General features: G+C 45.0%; 7 protein-coding genes. 2 read left to right on the top strand and 5 right to left on the bottom strand.

Annotation, left to right across the window (positions count from 1 at the left end; genetic code table 11):
- Window positions 1-290: 290 nt before the first annotated feature.
- On the top strand, window positions 291-2,735 hold the full coding sequence (locus ACTHRE_RS06530; protein WP_440345005.1) for a TonB-dependent receptor: 2,445 nt from the start codon (window positions 291-293) through the stop codon (window positions 2,733-2,735).
- Window positions 2,736-2,907: 172 nt separating this feature from the next.
- Here ACTHRE_RS06530 and ACTHRE_RS06525 read toward each other — a convergent pair whose 3' ends face one another.
- The 5 genes from ACTHRE_RS06525 to ACTHRE_RS06505 all read right to left on the bottom strand — a co-directional run bounded on the left by ACTHRE_RS06525 (window position 2,908) and on the right by ACTHRE_RS06505 (window position 8,210).
- A complete protein-coding gene (locus tag ACTHRE_RS06525) occupies window positions 2,908-4,209 on the bottom strand; it encodes a hemolysin family protein (protein WP_371508037.1) in 1,302 nt (433 codons plus the stop codon).
- Between the two features lie 182 nt (window positions 4,210-4,391).
- Complete coding sequence (locus ACTHRE_RS06520; protein ID WP_231550755.1) at window positions 4,392-4,817, bottom strand: low molecular weight protein tyrosine phosphatase family protein; 426 nt, start codon at window positions 4,815-4,817, stop codon at window positions 4,392-4,394.
- The gene (locus tag ACTHRE_RS06515; RefSeq protein ID WP_036491173.1) at window positions 4,789-5,004 is read right to left on the bottom strand and encodes a hypothetical protein; all 216 of its coding nucleotides are present in this window, start codon (window positions 5,002-5,004) and stop codon (window positions 4,789-4,791) included. Before ACTHRE_RS06515 ends, ACTHRE_RS06520 begins: the two co-directional genes overlap by 29 nt.
- Before the next feature lie 187 nt (window positions 5,005-5,191).
- Window positions 5,192-6,499, bottom strand: a complete 1,308-nt coding sequence (locus ACTHRE_RS06510; protein ID WP_440345006.1) for a replication-associated recombination protein A — start codon at window positions 6,497-6,499, stop codon at window positions 5,192-5,194.
- 226 nt (window positions 6,500-6,725) lie between these two features.
- Window positions 6,726-8,210: a hypothetical protein gene (locus ACTHRE_RS06505; protein ID WP_377073304.1), complete on the bottom strand. Its 1,485-nt coding sequence runs from the start codon at window positions 8,208-8,210 to the stop codon at window positions 6,726-6,728.
- Window positions 8,211-8,363: 153 nt separating this feature from the next.
- Between ACTHRE_RS06505 and ACTHRE_RS06500 the strand changes: the two genes are divergently transcribed.
- Entirely contained in the window at window positions 8,364-8,735 is a 372-nt protein-coding gene (locus tag ACTHRE_RS06500) for a hypothetical protein (RefSeq protein ID WP_377073312.1), read from the top strand.
- Window positions 8,736-8,867: the final 132 nt, after the last annotated feature.

Here is an 8,867-nt window from a genome sequence, read left to right as displayed (position 1 = left end):
GATATTCGAAACAAAAACAGCCGAAAACCTGTGTTTAGGTTTCGGCTGTTGGGGGAAAGGAATTTTGCAAAGGTCTCGGCCTTTTTAATATTTTATAACTAATTATTAATGACTAGTCTATACTGAATTTTACAAATATTTATAATTATTGATAATAATCAAAACTAATTAAAATAGACATGTTTATTCATGATAATCACCGCAAAAAAGATATATCATAACGCCTTTCGTAATGTGATATCAATAAAGGATAAGCGGTGAAACAACAATTTTTATGTAACAAAAATAAAATGTTATGCGCCATTTTGGCTGTTTTCTCAGGCCAGTCATTTGCGGAAGAACTTCCTCAAGTAGATATACCTGAAGTCAAAGTTGTCGGTAATGTGCCTTCAAGTAACTGGCGTTTGCAGCCTGGCGCAAAAGACTATCTAAGAGATGGAGAAGTTTTAACTACAAACGATTTAAAAACAAAACGCGCCGTATCGCTCGGACAGACTGTGGAACAAGTCTCCGGCGTTCAGAACAATGCTTACGGCCCTAATACCGGCGTACCGCAAATCCGCAGCTTGAGCGGCTCGCGCGTATATGTCAGTGAAAATGGTTTGGGTATTTCGGATGCCGCTTCTGTCAGCCCCGATTTGCCACTGATGGTCAATCCGTTCATGGCGGAAAAGATTACCGTTTTAAAATCATCGGCAGCAGTCTTATATGGCGGCAATGCGATTGGCGGCGCAGTTGATGTCGATACCGGCGTGATTGCCACAGAACTGCCTGAAAAAGATTTAAACAGCAAAGTCGAAGTCAGCGGTGGCTACAATACGCCGCGTGTCGCAGCGTTCAAATTAAACGGCAAGGTCGGCAATGTAGCTTGGCATTTATCGGGGGCAGACACTCATGCCAATGATTACCGTATTCCGGGCGATTCCAAACCGGCCGCCTGTTACGATCATGCCAATATTTATAGCTCTCGCCTGATGTGGGCATGTCAGGTTACGCCCGACATTACCGAAACCTTAAACAAAGGCTATTACCGTTATGTCGCAAAAGACATTCCGGCTTTCATTGAACAATGGAAACGCTATAACGACGGCTCAGAACCTGACGAATCTGAATTGTACAAATTAAACAAACCGTTTTGGGGCAATTGGGTAGAAAATCCGCTTTATGACGGCAGTCCAAACTTTAGAAATAAAGTCATCAATGCCATGAAAGACGATATGCCTGTTGAAAAAGGCCGTCTGAAAAACAGCCATCTGAGCAATCAAAACTTTGCTTTCGGCTTGAGCCATATTGGTGAGCGCAGCTATGCAGGCGTATCCGTCAGCCGCTTCTTGAGCAAATCCGGTATTGCAGGCTTCGGCTATTACAATTTTGCCGAATCAGGCCACCACCACGGCGGTACCCACAAAGCACCGGTACGCGAATACGCTTCCGTACGCGCCCAACAAACCCGTTGGCAGGCAGAAGCCATGTACCGTCCATTGACACCATGGATTGAAAACATCAAATTCCAAGCCGCCTATACCCAAAACCCGACATCCGAATACTTGGGCGACACCAAAATGCAAACCTTGGACAGCAAAACTTTCCAAAGCCGTTTGGAGTTCAACCACAAAGCAGGTTCTTGGCTGAAAGGTACATTGGGCGCAGATTGGAAACAGCGCAGCACCGAATCTTCAGGCATCAACGGCAAACGCACCGGAAACTATGCCTACCTGCCCGATACCGACAGCAAAGAATACGGCATTTTCGCTTTTGAAAACTTCAAGTGGAAAAACTGGAATGCATCTTTGGGTTGGCGACATGGCGAAGTCCGCCACTCGGTCGACATCGGCGATTACAAACCTGGACGCAACAGCTCAACCGTTAAAGGATTGGAAGAGAGAGGCCGTCTGAAATACAGCTTGAACCACTATCATGCAGGCTTAGGCGTAGATTTGTTTGACTTCTTAAAACTGGGCGCACGATACAGCCGTTCACAACGCGCCCCTGAAGTCAACGAGTTGTATGCAGGTGGCGATCACTATGCCCTGATGGCTTCAGAATCACACTGGGGAGTCGATGTCCTACGTCCGGAAACAGCAGGGACTTGGGAAGTAAACGGCGAAATCGGTTGGAAAGACGGCCGCTTCCGTGCAAGCTGGTATAAAACCCAATTTAAAGACTACACCTTCCTCGTAGATGCCGCACATGACGGCGGCCAACGCCTGCCAACCAAATACTGGCGCTCCGGCGATACCCAACTTCACGGCGTGGAATTGGAGGTAAACCAATGGTTTGACTTGAATAAATACGGCACATTGGAAGCCCGCCTGTTTGGCGACTTCGTACACAACCGCGCCGATTTGGACGACGAACGCAACAGCACATTAGGCAATGGCAACCGCGTCCGCAACAACGGCTATTACATGCCCAATATGCCCGTATCCCGCTACGGCGCAGGCCTGACATGGAATAAAGGCAACTGGCAACTGGGCACCAGCTTGACACGCTACCGCCCTGCCAAACATACAGGCCACATGGCTGCCAACTACAAAGAGCCTGTTTTGGGCGGCTATACCATGTGGGATATGTACATGAGCCATACCACCAAACATGGAAAATCGACAGCCGAATGGTTCCTCGATGCACGCAACCTTGCCAACCGTACCGCAAGACCGCAAAACTCCATGCTCAAATATATCGCACCATTGCCCGGCCGCTCCGTCCGCGCTGGTGTAAGGCTGACGTTCTAAGTTGAAAATAAAACAAACCGGATTCCCAGTTGATGGAAATCCGGTTTTCTTTTTTGATTATTTGATTTTCAGACGGCCTTTTATACAACTTAAGAAAAGACATAAATCATAAGCAACTTATTTCAAGATTGCCCGTTTTCATCTGATACTACAAATATTCCTTTAAAACCTATTATATTTTCCCCGCCATATTTCCTTGTTTAGAAACCAAAAGCTGGTCGATTTTCAGATTTTCGGTGTCGATGATTTCAAACTTATAACCTGCATAAACCAGAAAATCCGTGCGTTTCGGGATTTTTCGCAGGGAATACATCATAAAGCCGGCGATGGTTTCGTAGTTTTCCGAATTGGGAAACTCTTCAATATCCAATGCGCGCATAACATCGGTAAGCGGCGTAGCACCGTCCACCAACCATGTATCTTCGGTACGGCGGATAATTTGCGGCTCTTCTTCGGTATTGACCAGCTCGCCCATCACAATACTCATCACATCTTTCAGCGTTACCACGCCGACCACGAGCGCGTATTCGTTCACCACTACGGCAAAGTCTTCGCCGGAAGTCTTGAAGGTCTCCAATACATCATAAAGCGACAGTGTATCGGGGATAAACAAGGCTTTGCGCAACACGCGCTTGTCGGTCAGGCGAACGTCTTTTTCTTTTAAAAACAAGGTCAGCAGAGTATGCGATTCGATATAGCCGATGACGCGTTCCAAGTCGCCGTCACATACGAGGAATTTGTTGTGCGGTTTGTCCGACATCATTTCCAACACGGTATCGCTGTCGTCGTGTTTGTCAAAATAGGCGATATATTCGCGCGTGCTCATGGTGGAAGTGACCGTGCGCTCCTGCATATCGAAAATGTTTTCAATCAGATAGTGCTCTTGTTCTTTCAACACACCAGCCTGAGCACCTGCATCAACGACGGCATAAATATCTTCCGAGGTAAGCTGCTCCTGACGGACGGTTGAGATTTTGAAGAGTTTGAATATTGCGTTTGCCAATCCGTCAAAAACCCAGACAAGGGGCTTTAAGATAAAAATCAAAAACATCATCGGACGGACAATGCGTACCGCCACCGCTTCGGGATGGGTCATTGCCATGCGCTTGGGCATCAGGTCGGCAATTAAAATAAAGCTGCCTGTAACCAGCGAGAATGTCAGCAAAGAGGCAACTGTGCTGCCCCAACTACCTGCGTTCTCCAATAGTTTGCCAAAATACGGACGTATTGCTGCCTCACCGACAATACCGGCAAGAATGGCGACGGCGTTCAAACCGATTTGGACAACGGTAATAAAACTGCCCGGCTGTTGCTGCATATTGATTACGTCAAGCGCGCGCGTATCGCCGCCGTCTTTCGCCATGACCTGCAATTTGATTTTGCGTGCCGAAGCCAGCGCAAGTTCGGAACAGGATACAAACGCGCTAATGACAATCAGCAGGCACAATAATAGTAAGGCTTCAAAAATATTCATGAAAAAGTGTGTGTATGGTATAGGTTAAAAATATTCAAACAGCAAAGGCCATCTGAAAAATTCAATTTGATTTTAGATTTGCGTTTTATTTGTCAGTGATGCGTGAAGTAAATGATGTTTTGGAATAAATTTTACTTAGAAGTAAGTCATATTTTTTTCAGATAATCTTGAGGAAAACCTCATTATCTAGACAGATAAGGCACGACACTTTCCTTCAATATTTCTATCAACTCTTCATCCATGTATCTGTAATCATCAGGAATATCTAAAACAATCATTTCCTTATATTGCAAAGCACGGGGAAACTGTGCCAGCAGACGGCTCTTATGTTTTTGTTCCATCACGAAAATCTTATCCGCCCATGCAATATCATCTATGGAAACAGTATGCCGCGCATTGGGGCTGGTCCCTGCAGAACGTGCCTGTACATTTGGATAACGTCGAAATACGGTTTCAGCGGTAGGACTGCGCCATTGGTTACGACTACAAATAAAAAGTGCATTCATAAAAATTAAAAAAGGCGGAAAGTATCCGCCTTGTGAAAACCATCTCGATTGAATCGAAAATGTATCTTTTGAGTTAATCAAACCATTCAGCATCAAATTCATGCTGTCTGAACGGATAAATAAAACCCAGTTTTTGTGCACGTTTGATTTTATTGCTGCGGAGATACATCAAATCCCACTTTTTTTCGGGTTTATATTTCAAAGGATTTTTGCCATGTACACGATGACTAGGGCGTTGCTCTTGATGTCGTCGCCATGCACGGCTACGACCTTGATCTAAACTGTCCATTATCTGCTTTCTAATTTTGTTTCGGAAATCGGGTTCAGCAGCCGCGATTTTTTATGTATTCGATTATTCGGCAAGAAAATAGGATGACAAAATTATAGCGAAATTAAAGATATAATGCCAATATTAAACAATTTATCACGCTCAAAATAGCCAAAGGCCGTCTGAAACTTGAGACACATTTACTGTTTTAATCATCCAGCGCATCTTCATCCAAGGATTTCAACCATTTCAGCTTTTCGCCAATTTTGATTTCCAGTCCGCGCGGAACGGGTTGGTAGAAATCCGGTTCGTCCAAGCTGTCGGGCATATAGCTTTCTCCAGCAGCGTAGGCATTGGGTTCATCATGGGCATAGCGGTATTCGCGTCCGTAGCCCAATTCTTTCATCAACTTGGTCGGGGCGTTGCGTAGGTGGACAGGCACTTCGTCGCTGGCATTTTCTTTGACAAAACGGCGCATTTGGTTGTATGCCTTATAACCTGCATTGGATTTGGCGGCTGCGGCGAGATACAACACGGCTTGAGCCAAAGCGAGTTCACCCTCTGGAGAACCCAATCGCTCATAAGTAGCAGCGGCATCATTGGCAATCGTTAAAGCACGCGGATCGGCCAAGCCGATATCTTCCCATGCCATGCGGACAATGCGGCGGGCGAGGTAGCGCGGGTCGGTGCCGCCATCGAGCATACGGCAGAACCAATACAATGCCGCATTGGGATGCGAACCGCGCACGGATTTGTGCAACGCGGAAATCTGATTGTAGAAACTCTCGCCACCCTTATCAAAACGACGGATTTGCGCCCCCAAACTATCGGCAAGAAATTCGGCGGTTAAGGTTTTCAGACGACGCGTATCGGCGGCGCGTAAAAGCTGCTCGATCAAGTTTAACAATCTGCGTGCATCGCCATCGGCAGTATTGACGAGCAGCTCCTGCGCATCGGCTTCAATCGTGAAATCCCGGTATTCGGGCAAGGCTAATACTTTGGCAATCAGCTTTTTGAGGTCGTCTGAAGACAAGGATTGCAAAACATACACCTGCGCGCGGCTCAACAGCGCAGGATTGACTTCAAACGACGGATTTTCCGTAGTCGCACCAATAAAGGTCAGCAAACCGCTTTCGACATGGGGCAAAAACGCGTCCTGCTGCGCCTTGTTGAAGCGGTGGACTTCATCGACAAACAAAATCGTCGCGCGTCCCTGCTGCAAAGCGATTTCGGCTTTATCGATTGCCTCGCGTATGTCTTTTACGCCGGAAAACACGGCGGAAACAGGCAGAAACTGGGCATTGAAACTCTGAGCCAAAATCCGCGCCAACGTCGTCTTGCCCACGCCCGGCGGTCCCCACAGCAACATGGAATGCGGCTTCCCGCCTTCCACCGCCACACGCAGCGGTTTGCCTTCGCCGATTAAATGCTGCTGCCCGATAACATCATCAAGCGTATGCGGACGCAGGCGTTCGGCAAGCGGCGCATCGGGTTGGCGGGTAAAAAGGTCGGACATGGCGGTTTCCGTGAAAGAGGGTTTTCAGACGACGTGGATTATAGCAGGTCGTCTGAAAACGGACGGATGGCAAAGGGAGCAATAAAGACAGGATACATCACAACCGTCATTCCCGCGCAGGCGGGAATCTACTTATAAATTTTAGTTGATTGATTTTTATGGTTTTGCCTATCCTCAAAGATGGATTCCCGCCTGCGCGGGAATGACGGCATGGGTTTGCCATAACTTACTGGCAGATTTTTTTGTCCGTGTATCCTATATCAGGATGACCATCCTTGTTTCTTGGCGAATCATGATTACAGCTGCCGTAATGAATCTGGATTGACATATTTTTTGCATTGGATTGTATCGGCAAGACAGGTTGGATATTGAAATTATTTAAGCCGGCATTGGATTGGGCATTAAGGTCATTTTTGAATCTAACGTCAGTATTGATATCAATTGCAGGATCGTCATGACCGGTATTGTCAGGATTGCCGTCGTCAATGCCATCAGTATTGGTACTGATATAACTTTCCGGCATGATTTGCAGGGCTTTTCCGCTGATGATGATACATTCTTCAGCTAATTTATCAGCTTCTTCTTGTTCTTTAGTTTTAGGGTTCTCATCTTTAATTTTAGTGGAGTCGGCTTTGGTGTTATCAACAGTCGGTGGGCAGAAAACCTTAGTGTCGCCTAAATTCCACGCCATATAGCCGTATAGGGCGTTGTTGCGTTGTTCGGGAATCGAAGAACATTCAATGTTTTTATCTTTTTTTTCTTTTTCTGAAAGAATAGAACATTTGAAATTTTGTTTTAATTTTATTAAGTCATTTTTATCAATGCCGTTAGTTTCCTGAGAACCGTTGTTTTGTTGGAAGTTATTATGCAATAAGTACCATGAGGAGTTTCTAGGAATTTCAATGGCATAGGTAAAATTTAAGATTCCTATTTTATTACTAGAACCAAATGCTACTAGACATAATAATATGACTGCTGTCATGACTACCTTAATAACAGATCTATAGCTTGAATTGAGAGAGTTAATGGAGTGGTTAAGTATATAATCTGAAATTATTAGGGTAGCTATCAGTAATAAAAATGGAACTATAAATAAATCTTCTGCTTGAGGAAATAAATATTCTAAATAAATTTTAAGTAATAGTAAAAGAAAATAAATAATAATGGAGTAAATGATGGTTGAAAATAGTCTTGCTCCTAAATGCTCAGATTTATCAGAGTTATTTGATTCAGGAGATTTCCAGTTTTGAATGACCTGTTTTGAAACTTCAAACTCTGGTAAAAATAAATACACCGAAAGATAGTACAACAAAAATATAATAATAAAAATAATTATAAAAATTGTAATTGCAGCAATTAGGCTAGACGGATTGCTTATTACATCAGGAAAAATACTTAATTGATTAATCTTTAAGAGATAGACATATATAACAAACCCACCGAAGAGAATACCTAATACTGTTGATATTCCGATGAGTTTACTGATGGTTTCCAAATGTTCAGACAGTTTTCTTTGCTCTTTTGGTTGCTCAACTGTATCAGCTTGTTTCATTTCTTCCTGTTTTGCAGCATCATCGTTTTTTGCGGCATTTTCTTCTGATTCAGGCTGTTTATTTTCAGCGGTATGCTCTGAATGCTCTTGAATACCTTCGTCAGTCATTGTGTTTTGATTATCTTTAGGGTTTTGCGTATTTTCGTTTGAGTTAGCCATTGATCAATCCTCTATTTTCATTTTCCCAAAAAAACGGATTATACCCGACTTTCCCCAATCCCCCATCTCACACTGCTTACGGTATAATACGCGTTTGTTTAAAGACTTTGCGGGGCGTTTCTGACGACCTTGCGGCAAGGGATGGCTATGAATATGAAAAAGATTGTTGCTGTTGCTTCTGTGACGGCGTTGTTGGGCGGTTGCGCTTATGATTCTGACTCGGCGTTCGGCGGTTTGGGCGGCGGTACGGGTATCGGCGGCAGCGTGATGAAGATGGCGGTCGATCATCAATGCCGTTCGGAGTTGAACAAGCGCAATGAGTGGCGTTTGGTCGCGCTGACGATGAGTGCGGACAAACAGCGCGAGTGGGAAGACAAAATCTGCGGTTGCGCGAGCGAGGAGGCGCCGAATCAGGTGTCCGCGCAAGAGTTGATGGATGTTTTGAATCCTTCTTCACGGGATCGGGCGATTGCGTCGGTAACGGTGAAAACCGTCAATGCTTGTTTCAAGCGTCTGTATAGATAATGTTTTTCAGACGACCTCTGTGTATCGGGGTTGTCTGAAAGTTTATAGTGGATTAAGGTCGAGATAGGGCGGCTTGCGGGATGGTTCGCAGGCGGGTTTCCTGTTTTGACCGGCAATATTTTTGTTTTTATA

The sequence above is a fragment of the Neisseria sp. P0001.S007 genome (genome assembly GCF_051963655.1).
Lineage (GTDB): Bacteria > Pseudomonadota > Gammaproteobacteria > Burkholderiales > Neisseriaceae > Neisseria > Neisseria subflava_A.
The sequence above is the reverse complement of the archived record's forward strand: the minus strand, read 5'-3'. Positions and strand labels throughout refer to the sequence as shown.